The sequence below is a fragment of the Streptomyces sp. HNM0574 genome (assembly GCF_012726235.1).
GTDB lineage: Bacteria > Actinomycetota > Actinomycetes > Streptomycetales > Streptomycetaceae > Streptomyces.
Genome location: NZ_JAASAH010000017.1, coordinates 25,868 through 43,228, shown reverse-complemented (window position 1 = coordinate 43,228; position 17,361 = coordinate 25,868). Strand labels below are relative to the sequence as shown.

Genomic DNA, 17,361 nt, shown 5'->3' with positions numbered 1-17,361 from the left:
GCCGGGCCCCGGCACCGGGGAGGCACCATGGCAGGCGGTAACGGGACGGGCACCGGCGCCGGTACCGGCGTGGGCACGAACGCCAAGTCCGCGGCCAAGGTCACCCTGCTCCTGGTCGGTGTGCTGTGGCTGCTGGAGGTCGTCGACCAGCTCTCGGGCAACGCGCTGGACACCTTCGGCATCCAGCCGCGCCGCCAGGACGAACTCGTCGACATCGTCCCCGCGGCCTTCATGCACTTCGGCTTCGGGCACCTGATGGCGAACACGCTCCCGCTGCTCGTGCTCGGCTTCCTCGCCGCGCTCCGCGGCACCGGCCGCTTCCTCGCCGTCGCGCTGATCATCGTGCTCACCAGCGGGCTGGGCGTCTGGCTCGTCGCGCCCGCGGGCAGCAACACGGCGGGCGCCTCCGGCCTGGTCTTCGGCCTCTTCGGCTACCTGCTGGTGCGCGGCTTCGTGGACCGGCGGATCACGGACGTCGCACTCGGCGGGGTCGTCGCCGTGCTGTACGGCTCGATCCTCTGGGGCGTCCTGCCGCAGGACGGCGGCATCTCCTGGCAGGGCCACCTCTTCGGCCTCCTCGGCGGCATCCTCGCCGCCTACGCCACCTCCCGAGCCCCGGGTACGCCGAAGCCGGGGTGGCACTAGACACTCGGGCCGGCCCCCGCTTGGGAGAACTGCGCCGAGGCGCAGGGCTGGCAAGCGCAGCGCCTAGCCACGGCGCGGGGTGCGCAATGCCGTCACCGGCCCGCCCCGTACGCCGGCGTGAGCGCACCTCCCCGCGCCCCCAAGAGGGCGCTACGGCACCAGGCCGCGGACTGCCAGGTCGCCCAGGGCGAAGACGAAGAGGACGATGCCGATCACGCCGTTGACGGTGAAGAAGGCGCGGTTGAGGCGCGAGAGGTCGCCGGGACGGACGATCGCGTGCTCGTACAGGAACGCGCAGACGACGATCAGCATGCCGAGCCAGAACAGCAGCCCGGCCCCGGTCAGCAGACCGAACCAGACCAGCAGCCCGACGGTCACCACATGGCTGGCCCGCGCCCCGTACAGCGCCCCGGCGATGCCGAAGCGCGCGGGCACGGACCGTACGCCGTGCGCACGGTCGGCCGCGACGTCCTGGCAGGCGAAGATCAGGTCGAAGCCGCCGATCCAGACGCCGACGGCGACGCCCAGCACGACCGCCTCCCAGGACCAGCTCCCGGTCACCGCCAGCCAGGCGCCGACGGGGCCGACGCACTGGGCGAGCCCGAGAATCGCGTGCGGGAAGTTCGTGAACCGCTTGCCGTACGGATAGACCACCATCGGCACCACGGCGAGCGGTGCCAGCGCCAGGCACAGCGGGTTGAGCAGCGCGGCGGCGCCGAGGAAGAACACCAGCGCGACGATCGCGCCCGTCCAGGCGCTGCGTACGGACACGGCGCCGGTGACCAGTTCCCGGGTCGCGGTGCGCGGGTTCCGCGCGTCGATCTCGCGGTCGATGATCCGGTTCGCGGCCATGGCGAAGGTGCGCATGCCGACCATGGCGACGGTGACGAGGAAGAGCTGCCACCAGTGCACGGTGCCGTCGTCGAGGAACATCGCCGTGAGGGAGGCGATGTAGGCGAACGGCAGCGCGAACACGGAGTGCTCGATCATCACGAGGCGGAGGAAGGCCGAGACCCCGTTCCGTTCGCGGGGCAGCCCCGCCGCCCCTTCGGCCGTCGTGCCGCTCACAGTCCGTATTCCTTCCAGCGCCGGGTGACGCGATCGGCGATCGCCGGGTCGGATTCGATCATGTGCGGCCAGCCGCCGTCCCGGGTGTACCCCTCCTCGGGCAGCTTGGCGGTGGCGTCGATGCCCGCCTTGCCGCCCCAGAACTGCTGGTAGGAGGAGTGGTCGAGGTGGTCGACGGGGCCTTCGACGACGGTGAGGTCGCGCGCGTAGTCGACGTTGCCGAGCGCGCGCCAGGCCACCTCGTCGAGGTCGTGGACGTCGCAGTCCCGGTCGACGACGACGATCAGCTTGGTCAGCGACATCATGTGCGCGCCCCAGATCGCGTGCATGACCTTCTGCGCGTGCTTCGGGTAGCGCTTGTCGATGGAGACGATCGCGCAGTTGTGGAAGCCGCCCGCCTCGGGCAGGTGGTAGTCCACGATGTCCGGCACGATGATCTTGAGCAGCGGGAGGAAGAACCGCTGCGTGGCCCGGCCCAGCGGGCCGTCCTCCTGCGGCGGGCGGGAGGTGACGATGGAGTGCAGGAACGGCCGCTTCCGCGTCGTCACGCAGTCGATGCGCAGCGCGGGGAAGTCCTCCTGCGGCGTGTAGAAGCCGGTGTGGTCGCCGAACGGGCCCTCCGGCAGCATCTCGCCCGGCTCCAGCCAGCCCTCCAGCACGACCTCGGCGGAGGCGGGGACCTGGAGCGGGACGGTCTTGCAGTCGACCATCTCGACGCGCTTGCCCTGGAGGAACCCGGCGAAGAGGTACTCGTCGATGTCGCCGGGCAGCGGGGCCGTCGAGGCGTAGGTCACGGCGGGCGAGCAGCCGAAGGCGATGGCGACGGGCAGCTTCTCGCCGCGCCGCGCGGCGACCTGGTAGTGGTTCCGGCTGTCCTTGTGGATCTGCCAGTGCATCCCGATGGTGCGCTTGTCGTGGCGCTGGAGCCGGTAGAGGCCGAGGTTCCGGATGCCGGTCTCGGGGTGCTTGGTGTGCGTGAGGCCGAAGTTGAAGAAGGAGCCGCCGTCCTCGGGCCAGGTGAACAGCGCGGGCAGCCGCTCCAGGTCGACCTCGTCGCCCTGGTACACGACCTCCTGGACGGGCGCGTCCTTGATCTTCCTCGGCGGCACGTGCGCCACCGACCCGAGCTTGCCGAACGCCTCCCGCATCCCGACGAAGCCCTGCGGCAGCTCGGGCTTCAGCAGCCCGCCGATCTTCTCGCTGATCTCGTCGTAGCTCTCCAGGCCGAGCGCCTTCAGCATCCGGCGGTCGGTGCCGAAGACGTTCATCGCCAGGGGCATGTCCGAGCCCTTGACGTTCTCGAAGAGCAGCGCGGGGCCGCCCTCCTTCTGCACCCGGTCGACGATCTCCCCGATCTCCAGATACGGGTCCACCTCTGCCTTGATGCGCTTCAGGTCGCGGTCGCGCTCCAGGGCCCGCAGCAGCGAGCGGAGATCGTCGTAAGCCATACGCCCCAGTATCGGGCATGGCCTCTCGCGGCCCGCGTCCGGGCACAGGGGCGGCCGGTGTTTCCCCGCTCACCGTTACCCTTGCTGTGTACGGCGGCCCACGTGGCCGCCGCGACGCGATCAGCCGCAATCAGGGGGCGTCCCGCATGCTCAGGTATCTGCCGTTCGTTCTCGTCCTCGCAGTGTGGATCTACGCGTTCATCGACTGCCTGAACACGCCTGAGAAGGAAGTCCGCAAGCTGCCGAAGGTGGCGTGGGTGATCATCATCCTGCTCTTCGGCCAGGTGCTGCTCGGGCCCATCGTCTGGTTCGCGGTCGGCCGCCCCCGCAAGAACGCCCCGTACGGCGCGACGAAGCCGCAGGAGCGGCGCTGGGTCGCCCCCGACGACAACCCGGACTTCCTCAAGTCCCTGGGCGAGCAGCGCAAGGACCGGCCCGAGCCCGAACAGCCGCCCGCGCAGGGCGAGTCCACGGCCGACGGTCAGCGCCAGGACGAGGCCCCCGAGGGCGGCCCGGCCCCCGGCCCGGAGGCCACCGAGGAGGAGGCCCGCCGCCGCGACAAGGGCGGCAGCGGCCCGGAGGACACCCCTCCGGCCTGATCCCCGCGTACTCCACGTACGACGACGCCCCGTCCGCCGCTGAACGCGGCAGGCGGGGCGTCGTCGTAGGCGCGGGGCCCGGGGGCATGCCCCCGGGCTGCGGCTCACAGTCCGGAGTAGGAGTGCTTGCCGTTGAAGAAGATGTTCACGCCGTAGTAGTTGAACAGGAAGCACGCGAAGGCGATCAGCGCGAGCGTGGCCGCCTTCCGGCCCTTCCAGCCGACGGTCGCGCGGGCGTGCAGGTAGCAGGCGTAGGCGACCCAGGTGATGAAGGACCAGACCTCCTTGGGGTCCCAGCCCCAGTAGCGGCCCCAGGCGTCGCCCGCCCAGATCGCGCCCGCGACGATGGTGAAGGTCCAGAACGGGAAGACCGCCGCGTTGATCCGGTACGCGAACTTGTCCAGCGAGGCCGCCGAGGGCAGCCGCTCCATCACGGAGGTCGCGAACTTGCCCGGCTTGTCGCCGCGTTCGAGCTTCGCCTCGTACGGGTCGCGGAAGAGGTACAGCAGCGTGGCCACGAAGCCGAGGTAGAACAGCGCACCGCAGACGATGGCCAGCGAGACGTGGATCCACAGCCAGTACGAGTGCAGCGCGGGCACCAGCTGGTCGCTCTCGGTGTAGAGCACCGTGGTGGCGAGACCGAGGTCCAGCAGCACGGTCGTGATCAACGGGAGCCCGATCCAGCGGACCTTCTTCTTCAGCACGAGCAGCAGCAGGTACGCACCCACGATGCACATGGAGAACGCCGTGGAGAACTCGTACATGTTGGCCCACGGGGCGCGCTGCACCGAGAAGGAGCGGGTGAGCACACCGGCGACGTGGAAGAGGAAGCCGAGCGTCGTCAGCGAGATCGCGATCCGGCCGTACATGTCGCCCTGTTCGTCACCGGCGGCGGCACCGGGACCGTCCGGGACGTCGGCGCGGGCGCCCGGCGCGGAGCGGGTGACGACCTTCGGCCGCTCCATGGTGGTGGTGCCGCCCTCGCGCACCTGCACCGCGGGCTGCTCCGGCACGGAGGCGGACGCCTCGGCGCCGGCGCCCCGGCCTCTGCCGAGCGCGGCGGCCGTACGGGCCACCTTGCTCCGGCTGCCGAACACCCACTCGGCGATGTGGCCGATGAAGGCCAGGGCGTAGACGGCCATCGCCGAATAGATCAGGTAGTTGCTGATCTGGGCGAGATTCTCATTCGTTGCGGCAGCGATGTTCACTGGCGTTCTCCTCGCGACGACCGGGTGTCCGCGGTGTCTCCGCGGGACTCGCCCGTCTCCGGCTGGGATGCGGTCCCGTCCCCGTCCTGGTCCCCGTTCTCGTCCCCGTCCTGGGACGCGGACGCGGTCTCGGGCTCCTCAGGAGCGGACTCGGCCTCGGTGCCGGCCTCGGGCTCCGGCGCGGGAGCCGGGGCCGTCGGGGCACTGCTCTGCAGGGTGTAGGCCAAGTCGCCCAGCTCCTCGGGGAGTTTCGCGGACTCGCTGCGCGCGAGCCCGGCCATCTCCACGACGGTACGCCCGTCCGCACCCCGCACCGCGCGCACCCATACGCGGCGGCGCTGGATGAAGAGGGAGCCGGCGAGGCCCGCGATGGCGGTCATCGCACCGCCCAGCGCCCAGCCGTTGCCCACCTCGTGGGAGATCTGGAAGTTGGCCCATTCCTTGACGCCCTCGAACTTGAGCGAGCCGGCGCCGTCCGGGAGCTTCATCGTGTCGCCCGGCACCAGCTTCTGGGCCAGCGGGCTCCCGTCCTTCTTCTTGAACTGCTTCAGGTTCTCGGTGTCGAGCTGGTAGACGTTCTGCGCCGCGCCGTAGTCCAGGCCGAGGTCGCCGTGGTACGCGGTGAGGAACATCACCGGGTTCTTCAGCTCCGGCCACTGCGAGAACATCGAGCCGGAGCCCGGCGCGTAGGTCGGCACGAAGAAGCCCTGGAAGCCGAGCTGGTCCTTGCGGCCCTTGGCGTCCCGGTAGTCGGTCACCTTCACCACGCCGGAGGCGGTGAGGTTGGTGTCCTGCTGGAGGAACGCGACGGGGCCGCGGAAGGCGACGTCGCCCTTGCCGTCCTTCACCGTCACCACGGGCGCGAAACCGTGCGCCATGAGGTACACCTTGGCGTCCCCGGAGCGCAGCGGCTCGTTGACCTTGACCGTGGTGTCCTTCTCCTTGCCATCGCCCTCCCAGTAGGAGATGTCGGCGCGGTAGTCGCGGGCGCTGCCCTTCTGCGGGCCGGTCTTCTCGAACCTGGCGTGGAAGTCCTTGAGCGTGAAGCCGAAGTTGTCCAGGTCGTCGGCGGTGAAGAGGGAGCCGGACCGGAAGTCGTCGTACTGCGTGAGGGTGTTGGCGAAGCCGTCACCCTGGATGATCAGCTTGTTGCCCTCGGCCTTCCACAACTGGCCCGCGGCGAAGGCCAGCAGCAGCACGATCAGCGCGATGTGGAAGAGCAGATTGCCCGCTTCGCGCAGATAGCCCTTCTCGGACGTGACCGCGTTGCCCTCGGCGTTGACGCGGAAACGCTTCCGCTTCAGCATCGTCCGGGCCGCGCCGAGCACCTGCTCCGGGTCGGCGTCCGTGTGCCAGGTCGTGTACGCGGGCATCCGGTCGAGCCGGCGGGGGGCGCGCGGCGGGCGGCTGCGCAGCTGGCCGACGAACTGCCAGGTGCGGGGCACGATGCAGCCGACGAGCGAGATGAACAGCAGGATGTAGATCGCGGAGAACCAGACCGACGTGTAGACGTCGAACAGCTGGAGCTTCTCGTAGACCGGCGTCAGCAGCTCGTGCTTCTCCTTGAACTGCTCGACCTTGACGCTGTCGACCGAGGTCTGCGGAATGACCGAGCCCGGGATCGCGCCGAGGGAGAGCAGGAACAGCAGGATCAGCGCGACCCGCATCGAGGTCAGCTGGCGCCAGAACCAGCGGGCCCAGCCGATCACCCCGAGCGCGGGGACGTTCAGCTTCTCCTCGCCGGGGGCGGTCGACAGCGCGGACGACGCCTCGGCGGTCTCGGCCCGCTCGGTGGCCTCCGCCGCCTCGTCGGCGCCGGGGCTCCGGGCCCCGGTGTCGCTGCCGGTCTCGGTCGTACTCATGTGTGTCAGATCCCCACGGTGAAGTCGTTCGACCAGATCTGGAGTTGGTAGACGATCCGGTCCCAGGCCCCCGTCACCAGCAGCACACCCACGACGACGAGCATGCCGCCGCCGATGCGCATCACCCACGCGTAATGCCGCTTGACCCAGCCGAACGCGCCCAGCGCACGCCGGAAGGCGACCGCGGCGACGACGAACGGAATGCCCAGGCCGAGGCAGTACGCGACGGTGAGCAGCGCCCCGCGTCCCGCGCTGGCCTCGGAGAGGGCCAGCCCCTGCACGGCCGCGAGGGTCGGGCCGATGCACGGCGTCCAGCCGATCCCGAAGAGCACCCCGAGCATCGGGGCGCCCGCGAACCCTACGGCGGGCCTGCGGTGAATGCGGAATTCACGGGACGTGAAGCGCGACAGCGGCCCGGTGATCCCCATGAAGACGATGCCGAGCAGGATCGTCAGCACACCGAGGACCTGCGATATCCCCCGCTTGTGCTCCTGGAGTACCGCGCCGAAGCCGCCGAAGAGGGCCCCGCCCGAGACGAAGACGGCGGTGAAGCCGAGGACGAAGAGCGTGGCCCCGATGAACATCCGGCCGCGCTTGGCCTGTTCCAGGTCCGTGCCGCTGACTCCGGTGACGTAGCTGAGGTAGCCGGGCACCAGCGGCAGGACGCAGGGCGAGAAGAAGGAGACGAGCCCGCCGAGCACGGCGACGGGCAGGGCGAGCAGAAGGGCGCCGCTGTAGACGGTCTCGTTCACCCCGGAAGCGGCCAGCAGGCTCATTCCGACGTCACTTCTCCGCGATCACGGGGTCGAGCGCGTCACGCAGATCCTTCTCGCTGAGCTCCTTGAGCGCGCGGACGGCGATCTTCCCGTCCCGGTCGAGGATCAGCGTGGACGGAATGGCCTGCGGGGAGAGGCTGTTGTCGGGGAACTTCAGGATCAGCTTGCCGCTGGGATCGTAGAAGCTCGGGTAGTCGACCCCGTAGTTCCGCTCGAACGCCCGGGCGTTGGCCTTGTCCAGATCCCGGGTGTTGATGCCGATGAACTGGACGTCCTTGTCCTCGGTCTCCTTCGCCACCTTCGCGAGGTTCGGGGCCTCGGCGCGGCACGGTGCGCACCAGGAACCCCAGACGTTGAGAACGACGACCTTGCCCTTGTAGTCGGAGAGCTTGAGGTTCTTGCCCTCGACGCTCTTGCCCGAAATGTCCGGGGCGGCCTGCCGTTCCCCGGCCTTGGCCTTCGTGATCTGGCCGGTGCCCTGCACGAACTTGGTCTGGCCCGAGGAGGATCCGGTGTCCCCCTTGCCGCATCCGGAGATCGCGAGCGCACTTGCCGCGACGGCGGCGAGCAGCACGGTGGTACGCCGACGGGAGGCGCGGGTCTGGCTCATGTGAAAAGTTTCGCATGCACGTCCGGGGGATTTTCCGCGCCCCCCATGTTGCTTAGGTGTGCCCTGCTCACAGCGGGAGCCTCAGGCCCCGAACCCCTTGGCACCCTTGATCGGCTTCGCGCCCGCCAGCAGGTGCTTGGGGACGAGGTCACGCGCGGGCTCGTCGTACCCCACGGAGACGATCCGGTCGCCGAGGAAGGTGAAGCTCGTCAGCGAGGCCAGGGTGCACTGCCGCTTGCGCGGGTCGTGCCACAGCCGCCGCCCCTCGACGAAGCTCCGCAGAATCCACACCGGCAACTGGTGGCTCACGCAGACCGCTTCGTGCCCCCGCGCCGCGTCCTTCGCCGACTCGACCGCGCCCATCATCCGCACGACCTGGCTGACGTAACTCTCACCCCAGGACGGGCGGAACGGGTTGACCAGGTGCTTCCAGTTCCCCGGGCGGCGCAGCGCCCCGTCCCCGACGCCGAAGGTCTTGCCCTGGAAGACGTTGCCCGCCTCGATCAGCCGCCCGTCCGTCGCCAGTTCCAGGCCGTGCGTCTTGGCGATCGGCGCGGCCGTCTCCTGGGCCCGCTCCAGCGGAGAGGCCGAGACGTGGGTGATGTCCCGCTCGGCGAGGTGCTCCGCCACCCGGTCGGCCATCTGCCGTCCCAGCTCGGAGAGGTGGTAACCGGAGAGCCTGCCGTAGAGGATGCCGTCCGGGTTCTCGACCTCGCCGTGCCGCATCACGTGCACGACCGTCACGGTCTTGTCCTCGCCCGCCGTCATCCGCTGCTCCCGCCCGTCCTGACGCGTCATGCCGTCGCCTCGTCCTCGGTGGCCTCCGCCGCGGCGCGCGCCGCCGCCGGCAGCGCGTCCGCGATCCGCTGGATCGCCGCGTCGTCGTGCGCCGTGGAGAGGAACCACGACTCGAACGCCGACGGCGGCAGGTAGACGCCCTGCTCCAGCATCGACTGGAAGAACGCCGTGAAGCGGAAGGTCTCCTGCGCCTTGGCGCTGTCGTAGTCGGTGACCGGCTTGTCGGTGAAGAAGACCGAGAACATGTTGCCCGCCACGTTCACCCGGTGCGCCACGCCCTCCTTCGTCAGCGCCTCCGAGACCAGGCCGCGCAGCCGCTCGGAGGCCGCGTCGACGTGCGCGTACGCCGCGTCGTCCAGCAGCCGCAGCTGCGCGACACCGGCGGCGGTCGCGATCGGATTACCGGAGAGGGTGCCCGCCTGGTAGACGGGGCCGACCGGGGCCAGGTGGTCCATCACGTCCTTGCGGCCGCCGAAGGCCGCGGCCGGGAAGCCGCCGCCCATGACCTTGCCGAAGGTCATCAGATCGGGGGTGACGCCGTCGATGCCGTACCAGCCGGTGCGGCTGACCCGGAAGCCGGTCATGACCTCGTCGGAGATGTAGAGGGCGCCGTTGCTCTCGCACAGGTCCTTCAGGCCCAGGTTGAAGCCGGGGAGCGGCGGGACGACGCCCATGTTCCCGGCCGAGGCCTCGGTGATCACACAGGCGATCTCGCCCTCGTTCGCGGCGAACGCGGCCCGCACGGCGTCGAGATCGTTGTACGGCAGCACGATGGTGTCGCCCGCCTGCGCGCCCGTGACGCCGGGGGTGTCCGGCAGGCCGAAGGTCGCCACACCGGAGCCGGCGGAGGCCAGCAGCGCGTCGACGTGACCGTGGTAACAGCCCGCGAACTTGATGACCTTGGCCCGCCGCGTGAAGCCGCGCGCCAGGCGGATCGCGGACATCGTGGCCTCGGTGCCGGAGGAGACCAGCCGCACCCGCTCGACCGGGGCGATCCGGTCCACGATCTCCTCGGCGAGGGCCACCTCGTCGGCACCCGGGGTACCGAAGGAGGTGCCGCGGCCGACGGCCTCCTGGACGGCGGCGATCACATCGGGGTGGGAGTGGCCGAGGATCATCGGCCCCCACGAGCAGACGAGGTCGACGTATTCACGGCCGTCCGCGTCCGTGAGGTACGGACCGGTGCCGGACACCATGAACCGGGGCGTTCCGCCCACGGCGCGGAAGGCGCGGACCGGAGAGTTCACGCCTCCCGGGGTCACGGCGGCGGCGCGGTCGAAGAGCGACTGCGATACTGGGGCGTCGTACGAGTAAGTCACGTGAGCCATGGTGTCAAAAGCTTCGTGCGCGTGTGCGGCCGCGGGCGTTTCACGGCCCGCGAGGCGGGGAGGTCTCTGACACGATGATCGGGTTGCGCGGCCATGGCCGCGAGTGGTCGGGTGGTGACAATGCATCGCGGTGGACTGGGCGAGGGGACCGGGGACCTCGGACCGGAGCGCGCACGTGGGCGGCACCGGGGCGATGCGGCGGAGAACGAGAGCAGTGACGGCGGTAACAGGGGTGGCGGCCGAGTGGGGGTGACCTACAAGTACTTCGGTGCGCCCGACGGAGCGACCGCCGCGCGGGTCCCGATTTCCATGCGTCCCGAAGAGCTCGGTGGTGACGAGCTCGGCCAGGGGATGTTCACCAAGATCAAGCCCGAGACGATGGCGGCGATGGTGCTCACGGGCATCGAGGGCATGCCGCTCTACCGCGTCCCGCCGCTCGAACTCGTCGTGCTGCACCCGGACTACGCCGTGGTGAAGCTGCCGATGACGGTCGTCGACCCGCTGCGCGGGATCGGCGAGGAGACCGTCGGCGCCGCCGCCTTCATCTGGTCCACCGTGCCCGACCGCGCGGGCCCGCAGGACGCGTACAACGTCTACCAACTGCTGCACGAGTGGCAGGACTTCTCCGATCGTCTGCACATGGCGGGCCACCAGCCCTACTGCCTCGTCTGGCCCTGAGCGGACCAACAGCCCTTCCGCGGCGTACGGTTCCAGTTCCCGTTCCCCCTCATTCCGGTACGGGCGCGGCCGGTGCGTCGCGCCCCGTCACTGACTCCGGCTCCAACTCCCGTGTCGTATCCGGCAGCTGGGCCGGCTCGACGGGTGTCTCCGGGCCCGGTGCGGTGAGGTAGCGCTGGAGCGTCGGGCCCAGCCAGGCGACGACCTCGGCCCGCGTGAGCTCGGTGGCGTACGGCATCTTGAGCACGTACCTGCTGATCGCCAGGCCCAGGATCTGCGAGACCGCGAGCGCGGCGCGCCGGCCCGCCTCGGCCGGATCGGGGCAGACCGACTCGACGACGGGGCGGACCTGTTCACGGAAGACCGCGTGCATCCGCTCGGCGCCGGCGGGGTTCGTCACCCCCACCCGGACCAGGGCGTTGAGCGTCTCGTCCTCCTCCCAGCGGTCGAGCAGGTGGTGCGCGAGCCGGACGCCCACCTCGCCGCGCGGGAAGACGTCCAACTCCGGCAGGTGCAGGTCGAATTCGGAGGCGGCCGCGAACAGGCCCTCCTTGTTGCCGTAGTACCGCATCACCATCGACGGATCGATGCCCGCCTGGCTCGCTATGGCGCGGATCGTCGCCCGCTCGTACCCGTCCGCGGCGAAGCGGTCACGCGCGGCGTTCAGGATCGCGGCCCGCGTGGCGTCCGACCGGCGCGGGCGCTCACCCCGCGCCGCGGCGGCACCCTCGAGGGCGCGCTCGGCGGCCTTCTCGACGGAGGTCTCGGCTCCGGCCTGCTTCCCCGTGCCTTCACGCACGCCTTCATCGCTCATGCCAACAACTGTAGGCCAACAGGCGTTGACGCGCCAGTGGTAGCGGGCTTACTGTTGCCAACAGGCGTTGACCCACAGGTGTTGACGGAGTGCGCAAGGCTCGATCACCGGGGTTCGCGGTCCGGGCACCGGTCGACCGGCCGGGCAGCGTTCGGCGCTGCTCACCACCCACTCCGAGGAGGCGGCGATGACACGCGACACGGAGAACACGCAGCAGAGGAACGGCGCGTTGGGAACACACAGCACGGAGACGGAGACGGACGTCGTCGTGGTCGGCGCCGGGCCCACGGGCCTGCTGCTCGCCGGCGATCTCGCCGAGGCCGGCCATTCCGTCGTCCTCGTGGAGCGGCGCGGGGAGGAGGTGAGCAACCTGTCGAGGTCCCTCGTCGTGCACGCGCGCACCCTGGAGCAGCTCGACAGCCGCCCGTCCCCCGGCGGCGGACCGAGCCTGGCCGACGAGCTGGTCGCGGACGGCCATGTCATCGACAGGCTGCGGCTGTTCGGCCTCGCCGCGCTGGAGGCGGGGCAGCTCCCCTCGCGCTATCCGTTCGTCCTGTTCACCCCGCAGTACGAGGTCGAGCGGGTACTGAAGCGCCGGGCGAGCGCGCTCGGCGTCACCTTCCGGCACCACACCCGGCTGACCGGCCTCACCCAGGACGCGGACGGCGTGGTGGCCCTCCTGGACGACGAGAAGTCCGGCCCGGCGAGGGTGCGTTCGGCCTACCTCGTCGGCACGGACGGCGTGCGCAGCACGGTCCGCGAGGCGCTCGGGCTGCCCTTCCCGGGCAAGTCCGTGGTGCGCTCCCTCGTCCTGGCGGACGTGCGGCTCTCCTCTCCGCCGCCCGAGCCCTTCACGGTGTCCGCCGTGAACGACGGCTTCGCCCTCCTCGCGGCGTTCGGCGGCGGCCGGTACCGCGTCACGGGCTGGAACAGGCACCGACAGGCCGACAGCGGCACCCCCGTCCCCCTGGAGGAGGTGCGGGAGCTGCTGCGGCTGTGCTTGGGCTCCGACTACGGCCTGTACGAGGCGAGTTGGACCTCCCGCTTCCACAGCGACGAGCGGCAGGCCCCGTCGTACCGGCACGGCCGGGTCTTCCTCGCTGGAGACGCGGCGCACGTCCACTCCCCCGCGGGCGCGATGGGCATGAACACCGGCCTGCAGGACGCGGCGAACCTGAGCTGGAAGCTGTCGGCGGCCCTCCAGGGCCGGGCGGACGAGCGCCTGCTGGACAGCTACGAGACGGAGCGGCACCGCGTCGGCAGGCTCGTGCTGCGGGTCAGCGGCGCGATCATCCGGGTCGCGCTGCTGCACGGCCGGGCCGGCCGCACCGCGCGGTCGGTGGGCGCGCGGCTGCTGAACGGCCTCGGCCCGCTGAAGCGGAGGGCCGCGCTCACCATCACCGGCGTGGGCCTCTCGTACGGCCGCGAGCGCGGTTCGCATCCGCTGACGGGCAGGCGCGCCCCGGATCTGGCCCTGGACTCCGGCCGCCTCCAAGAGGCCCTGCGCGGCGGCCGGTTCGTCCTCGTCACCCCACAGGACGCCGCCCTGCCGCCCGCGGTGCGCGCGGCCCGGGAGCAGCACCTCTGCCGCGTCGCCCACTGGACGTCCGGCAGCCCCCGGCGCACGACGCTGCTCGTACGGCCGGACGGCTACATCGCCTGGGCCGCCGACGCCCCGCACCCGGCGTCGGCACAGGGGGCCGTCGCCCGCTGGACGGGCGTCGCGCCCGATGCCGCCCCCTCGCCCCTGCCCGAGGAGATATCCGGCGGCAAGCGTCGCCTCATCGGCCGGCGGACAGGGAGCGGGTGAGGCCGAACCTCGTTCACTGCGCCGGGGAGGGCGCCTCGTCGACCTTGATGCCGAAGTTGATCTCGCCGCCCTCGACCTCGGTCACCTTCACGGTCACGCCCAGCTGCCACGTGAAACGAGCCCGAGCAGCCGGAGAGCAGTAGACCGGCGGCAAGCGTCGAGGTCGCGACGGACAGCCGGGTTATGGACATGGGGGGCTCCGCTCTAAATGATCAAGAAATAAGAACGCCCGGACGGACAGCTCGCCGGGGGGGTGAACTCCCGTCCCACGCCGGCCTGGTAGCGGCAGCCCGGACCGAACCCACCGGCCCGGACTGCCGCAGACCTCCTCATCCCTTGACGCAGACAACCTGCTTGAGCTTGGCGACGACCTCCACCAGGTCCTGCTGCCGTTCGATGACCTGCTCGATCGGCTTGTAGGCCCCGGGGATCTCGTCGACGACACCGGAGTCCTTACGGCACTCCACGCCCTTCGTCTGCTCCGCCAGGTCCTGCGCGGAGAAGCGCCGCTTCGCCGCGTTGCGGCTCATCCGGCGACCCGCGCCGTGCGAGGCCGAGTTGAAGGACGACGGGTTCCCCAGTCCCCGCACGATGTAGGAGCCGGTGCCCATGGAGCCGGGAATGATGCCCAGATCACCGCTGCCCGCGCGGATCGCGCCCTTGCGGGTCACCAGCAGGTCCATCCCGTCGTACCGCTCCTCGGCCACGTAGTTGTGGTGGCAGGAGATGACGGGCTCGAAGACCGGCCTGGCCTTCTTGAACTCCTTGCGGACGGCGTCCTGCAACAGCCCCATCATCACCGCGCGGTTGTGCTTCGCGTACTCCTGCGCCCAGAACAGGTCGTGCCGGTACGCCGCCATCTGCGGGGTGCCGGCGACGAAGACGGCGAGGTCACTGTCGACAAGACCCTGGTTGTGCGGCAGCTTCCGCGCGATCCCGATGTGGTGCTCGGCGAGTTCCTTGCCGATGTTCCGCGAACCGGAGTGCAGCATCAGCCACACGGCGCCCTCGGTGTCGGTGCACACCTCGATGAAGTGGTTGCCCGAACCGAGCGTCCCCATCTGCTGGTTGGCCCGTCCGCGGCGGAACTTGACCGCCTCGGCGACGCCGTCGAAGCGCTGCCAGAAGCCGGCCCAGCCCGCGGTCGGGTAGCCGTGCAGCCGGCGCGGGTCCACCGGGTCGTCGTGCATGCCGCGCCCGACGGGGATGGCCTGCTCGATGCGCGACCGCAGCCGGGAGAGGTCTCCGGGCAGGTCGTTGACGGTCAGCGAGGTCCGGACGGCGGACATTCCGCAGCCGATGTCGACCCCGACGGCGGCCGGGCAGACCGCGTCGCGCATGGCGATCACGGAGCCGACCGTCGCGCCCTTGCCGTAGTGCACGTCGGGCATGACGGCGAGGCCCTTGATCCACGGCAGGGTCGCCACGTTCTGCAGCTGCCGCAGCGCGCCGTCCTCGACCGTGGACGGGTCCGCCCACATGCGGATCGGGACCCGCGCGCCGGGCAGCTCGCTGTAGGACATTTCACTCAACTCCCCCGAGTGAGAAACGGTTCACACCACGCACGGGGCAAGGAAATTCGCTTACCGGACAAGACGGACTTCAGTCCACATAGTCGCCATCGGACCGGACGGCCGCACAGTGCGTGGGGTAGACATTGTGTTCTGCCGTCCCCTCATGGCGGCAACACGTTTTCGACCGGCCCGAGCCGCCGCCGACGCAAGAGTCCGTGCGGCCCGCGTGGCCCGGCCACGCCACCGACCCGAGAGGATGGGCAGTGCAGCGGAGGGTAAGGACGTACGCCACCAGCGCCGCGCTGGTCGTCGCACTGACGGGCGGGCTCACCGCGTGCACCAGCGCGCCCGACGGCGGAACCGGCGAGGACGCCAAGCCCGGCGGCCCCTCCGCCACGTCCACGGCGGCGCCGGGCAAGTACCGCACGCTTCCCGAGCCCTGCGGCACGGTCAGCACCGGCCTGCTCAAGCAGCTGCTCCCCGGCGCCGCTTCGAGCGCCGGCGGCGGAACAGCGACCGCGGGCGCGGACGAGAAGACCTCGCCGTACGAGGGCGAGCCGTCGGTGACGTACGACACGGACCGCCAGGTCGGCTGCAAGTGGAAGAGCTCCACGACGCTCGGCAGCCACCACCTCTCCATCGATCTCGAACGCGTCGTCTCGTACGACCCGTCCGTGAGCGACGACGAGCAGACGGAGCTGCTGTACGACGAGCGGGCCGGAAAGGCCGGCATCCCCACGGACGAGGAGTCCGGCGCGACGGATGCCGAGAGCGCGAGCCCCGGCAGCAGCGAGAGCCCCGGCAAGGGCGCCGAGGACGGCGCGAGCACGGAGAGCCCGGAGGGCGGCGCAGGCAAGAGCGCGGAGGACGAGGAGGGCGAGAAGGCCAACGGCGGCCGGAACGGCCACGACGACCCGTCGTCCGACGCGAGCGCCGAGCCGGGGTCGTCCGCGAAGAGCGAGGACGCTGAGAACTCCGGAAGCCAGGACGGAGATTCGGACAAGAAGGGCGATAACGGGACGGAAGAGCCCGGTAGTTCCGAGGAGAGCGACAGCGCCTCCCCCAGCCCCACCGAGGACCTCTCTCCCCGCACCCTCGACGGCATCGGCGAGGCGGCCTACATCAACGACGAACCCTCGACCGATGACTCCGGAGTACACCGGGACATCACTGTTGTGTTCCGCACAGCCAACGTGATCGCGACCATCAAGTACGACGAGTGGCCGACCGACAAGCAGAGCACTCCGGACAGCCATGAGCTGCAGGAACAGGCCCAGAAGGTGGCCGGAGAGCTCGCGGCGGTCATCGAGGACGAGTGACCCCGCGCGTGTGGCCGGAACCACGAACGGCACACATCGCTCCACGAGCCGCGTACCGTTCCCCCGGCTGGGCCTTTGCCCACCCTGAGAACACAGAGCACACACACCGCTCTCACAATCACCGGAAGCGAAGGAACCATGCACCGTAAATCCCCGCGAAGCGCCCCGCGTCTCGCTCGGACCCTCGCCTGTGCGGGAATGGCGCTCCCCGTGCTGCTCATGACCGCCTGCTCGTCGGACTCCGACAGCAAGGAGAGCAGTGCCTCCTCGCCCCCGGCCTCCGAGACCCAGAACACCCCGAGCGCGGCGCCGGTGAAGCACAAGGACCTCCCGGACGCCTGCAAGACCCTCTCGGAGAAGACGGTCAAGGACCTGACGCCCGGCACCGACAACGCCGGCGGCAAGCGCATCGGCACCGGAGACACCAGCGACTCCGGCAGCTGCCTGTGGACCGGGCTCGACAAGTACGACTACCGCCAGCTGACGGTGTCCCTGAAGCGTTTCGAGTCCGACCCGTCCCGCGGCTCCGGCGCCAACCTCGCCAAGAAGTACGCCGCGCAGCAGGTCGAGGACCTGAAGAGCGACAAGGACAACGAGGGCGTCAAGACCACCGACGCCAAGGGCATCGGCGACGAGGCCACGTCCACGGGCTTCAAGCTCGACAAGAAGGACGACAAGGGCAAGTCCGAGACCTTCCAGGAACAGCGCACCATCGCCCTCAGTGACAATGTCGTCGTGGTCGTCGACTACGAGGGCGCGGGCTTCGAGGACGGCGACACCCCGAGCGCCGACACCCTCCAGGAGAAGGCCCAGAAGGCCGCCAAGGAGGCTGTCGCAGCCCTCAAGTGACCTGCGGCGGGCGCCACTTCGCGCCCCCGGACGGC

16 protein-coding genes are annotated in these 17,361 nt (G+C 70.4%); 6 read left to right on the top strand and 10 right to left on the bottom strand.

Annotation, left to right across the window (positions count from 1 at the left end; genetic code table 11):
• Positions 1–27: 27 nt before the first annotated feature.
• Positions 28–645 carry a rhomboid family intramembrane serine protease gene (locus HCC30_RS23870; protein WP_169444823.1) on the top strand — a complete coding sequence of 206 codons (618 nt, stop codon included), beginning with the start codon at positions 28–30 and terminating at the stop codon, positions 643–645.
• A 150-nt stretch (positions 646–795) separates the two neighbouring features.
• Here HCC30_RS23870 and mqnP read toward each other — a convergent pair whose 3' ends face one another.
• Both mqnP and HCC30_RS23860 read right to left on the bottom strand, forming a co-directional pair.
• The gene (mqnP, locus tag HCC30_RS23865; protein ID WP_346776778.1) at positions 796–1,713 is read right to left on the bottom strand and encodes a menaquinone biosynthesis prenyltransferase MqnP; all 918 of its coding nucleotides are present in this window, start codon (positions 1,711–1,713) and stop codon (positions 796–798) included.
• A complete protein-coding gene (locus HCC30_RS23860; RefSeq protein ID WP_169444822.1) occupies positions 1,710–3,161 on the bottom strand; it encodes a menaquinone biosynthesis decarboxylase in 1,452 nt (483 codons plus the stop codon). Before HCC30_RS23860 ends, mqnP begins: the two co-directional genes overlap by 4 nt.
• 146 nt (positions 3,162–3,307) lie before the next feature.
• Here HCC30_RS23860 and HCC30_RS23855 point away from each other — a divergent pair, with 146 nt between their 5' ends.
• Positions 3,308–3,760: a PLD nuclease N-terminal domain-containing protein gene (locus HCC30_RS23855; protein WP_169444821.1), complete on the top strand. Its 453-nt coding sequence runs from the start codon at positions 3,308–3,310 to the stop codon at positions 3,758–3,760.
• 104 nt (positions 3,761–3,864) lie between these two features.
• On the opposite strand, the gene ccsB is transcribed toward HCC30_RS23855, so the two are convergent.
• From ccsB to hemL, 6 genes are all read right to left on the bottom strand, one after another.
• The gene (ccsB, locus tag HCC30_RS23850) at positions 3,865–4,968 is read right to left on the bottom strand and encodes a c-type cytochrome biogenesis protein CcsB (RefSeq protein WP_169444820.1); all 1,104 of its coding nucleotides are present in this window, start codon (positions 4,966–4,968) and stop codon (positions 3,865–3,867) included.
• Positions 4,965–6,830 carry a cytochrome c biogenesis protein ResB gene (locus HCC30_RS23845; RefSeq protein WP_169444819.1) on the bottom strand — a complete coding sequence of 622 codons (1,866 nt, stop codon included), beginning with the start codon at positions 6,828–6,830 and terminating at the stop codon, positions 4,965–4,967. Before HCC30_RS23845 ends, ccsB begins: the two co-directional genes overlap by 4 nt.
• A 5-nt stretch (positions 6,831–6,835) precedes the next feature.
• The gene (locus HCC30_RS23840) at positions 6,836–7,606 is read right to left on the bottom strand and encodes a cytochrome c biogenesis protein CcdA (protein ID WP_169444818.1); all 771 of its coding nucleotides are present in this window, start codon (positions 7,604–7,606) and stop codon (positions 6,836–6,838) included.
• Between the two features lie 7 nt (positions 7,607–7,613).
• Positions 7,614–8,216 carry a TlpA disulfide reductase family protein gene (locus tag HCC30_RS23835; RefSeq protein WP_169444817.1) on the bottom strand — a complete coding sequence of 201 codons (603 nt, stop codon included), beginning with the start codon at positions 8,214–8,216 and terminating at the stop codon, positions 7,614–7,616.
• A gap of 81 nt (positions 8,217–8,297) precedes the next feature.
• Positions 8,298–8,984, bottom strand: coding sequence for a histidine phosphatase family protein (locus tag HCC30_RS23830; RefSeq protein WP_169444894.1), 687 nt, complete (start codon positions 8,982–8,984; stop codon positions 8,298–8,300).
• Positions 8,985–9,010: 26 nt separating this feature from the next.
• Positions 9,011–10,342, bottom strand: a complete 1,332-nt coding sequence (hemL, locus tag HCC30_RS23825) for a glutamate-1-semialdehyde 2,1-aminomutase (protein WP_169444816.1) — start codon at positions 10,340–10,342, stop codon at positions 9,011–9,013.
• 120 nt (positions 10,343–10,462) lie between these two features.
• On the opposite strand from hemL, the gene HCC30_RS23820 reads away from it, so the two are divergent.
• Positions 10,463–11,020 (top strand): hypothetical protein, encoded by a 558-nt coding sequence (locus HCC30_RS23820; RefSeq protein WP_169444815.1) that lies wholly within the window; start codon positions 10,463–10,465, stop codon positions 11,018–11,020.
• A 49-nt stretch (positions 11,021–11,069) separates the two neighbouring features.
• Here the strand turns inward: HCC30_RS23820 and HCC30_RS23815 are convergent, their stop codons facing one another.
• Entirely contained in the window at positions 11,070–11,834 is a 765-nt protein-coding gene (locus tag HCC30_RS23815; protein WP_169444814.1) for a TetR family transcriptional regulator, read from the bottom strand.
• Between the two features lie 187 nt (positions 11,835–12,021).
• Between HCC30_RS23815 and HCC30_RS23810 the strand changes: the two genes are divergently transcribed.
• Entirely contained in the window at positions 12,022–13,644 is a 1,623-nt protein-coding gene (locus HCC30_RS23810) for an FAD-dependent monooxygenase (protein ID WP_169444813.1), read from the top strand.
• Between the two features lie 329 nt (positions 13,645–13,973).
• On the opposite strand, the gene HCC30_RS23805 is transcribed toward HCC30_RS23810, so the two are convergent.
• Positions 13,974–15,167, bottom strand: coding sequence for an RtcB family protein (locus tag HCC30_RS23805; protein ID WP_169444812.1), 1,194 nt, complete (start codon positions 15,165–15,167; stop codon positions 13,974–13,976).
• Between the two features lie 254 nt (positions 15,168–15,421).
• On the opposite strand from HCC30_RS23805, the gene HCC30_RS23800 reads away from it, so the two are divergent.
• Positions 15,422–16,477, top strand: a complete 1,056-nt coding sequence (locus HCC30_RS23800) for a hypothetical protein (protein ID WP_169444811.1) — start codon at positions 15,422–15,424, stop codon at positions 16,475–16,477.
• A 198-nt stretch (positions 16,478–16,675) separates the two neighbouring features.
• Positions 16,676–17,326: a DUF3558 domain-containing protein gene (locus tag HCC30_RS23795; protein WP_240979843.1), complete on the top strand. Its 651-nt coding sequence runs from the start codon at positions 16,676–16,678 to the stop codon at positions 17,324–17,326.
• Positions 17,327–17,361: the final 35 nt, after the last annotated feature.

Coding starts and splice junctions, on each gene's coding strand:
- HCC30_RS23870 (WP_169444823.1), top strand. CDS start 28: ATGGCAGGCGGTAACGGGACGGGCACCGGCGCCGGTACCGGCGTGGGC.
- HCC30_RS23860 (WP_169444822.1), bottom strand. CDS start 3,161: ATGGCTTACGACGATCTCCGCTCGCTGCTGCGGGCCCTGGAGCGCGAC.
- HCC30_RS23855 (WP_169444821.1), top strand. CDS start 3,308: ATGCTCAGGTATCTGCCGTTCGTTCTCGTCCTCGCAGTGTGGATCTAC.
- HCC30_RS23845 (WP_169444819.1), bottom strand. CDS start 6,830: ATGAGTACGACCGAGACCGGCAGCGACACCGGGGCCCGGAGCCCCGGC.
- HCC30_RS23840 (WP_169444818.1), bottom strand. CDS start 7,606: ATGAGCCTGCTGGCCGCTTCCGGGGTGAACGAGACCGTCTACAGCGGC.
- HCC30_RS23835 (WP_169444817.1), bottom strand. CDS start 8,216: ATGAGCCAGACCCGCGCCTCCCGTCGGCGTACCACCGTGCTGCTCGCC.
- HCC30_RS23830 (WP_169444894.1), bottom strand. CDS start 8,984: ATGACGGCGGGCGAGGACAAGACCGTGACGGTCGTGCACGTGATGCGG.
- hemL (WP_169444816.1), bottom strand. CDS start 10,342: ATGGCTCACGTGACTTACTCGTACGACGCCCCAGTATCGCAGTCGCTC.
- HCC30_RS23820 (WP_169444815.1), top strand. CDS start 10,463: ATGCATCGCGGTGGACTGGGCGAGGGGACCGGGGACCTCGGACCGGAG.
- HCC30_RS23815 (WP_169444814.1), bottom strand. CDS start 11,834: ATGAGCGATGAAGGCGTGCGTGAAGGCACGGGGAAGCAGGCCGGAGCC.
- HCC30_RS23810 (WP_169444813.1), top strand. CDS start 12,022: ATGACACGCGACACGGAGAACACGCAGCAGAGGAACGGCGCGTTGGGA.
- HCC30_RS23805 (WP_169444812.1), bottom strand. CDS start 15,167: ATGTCCTACAGCGAGCTGCCCGGCGCGCGGGTCCCGATCCGCATGTGG.
- HCC30_RS23795 (WP_240979843.1), top strand. CDS start 16,676: ATGGCGCTCCCCGTGCTGCTCATGACCGCCTGCTCGTCGGACTCCGAC.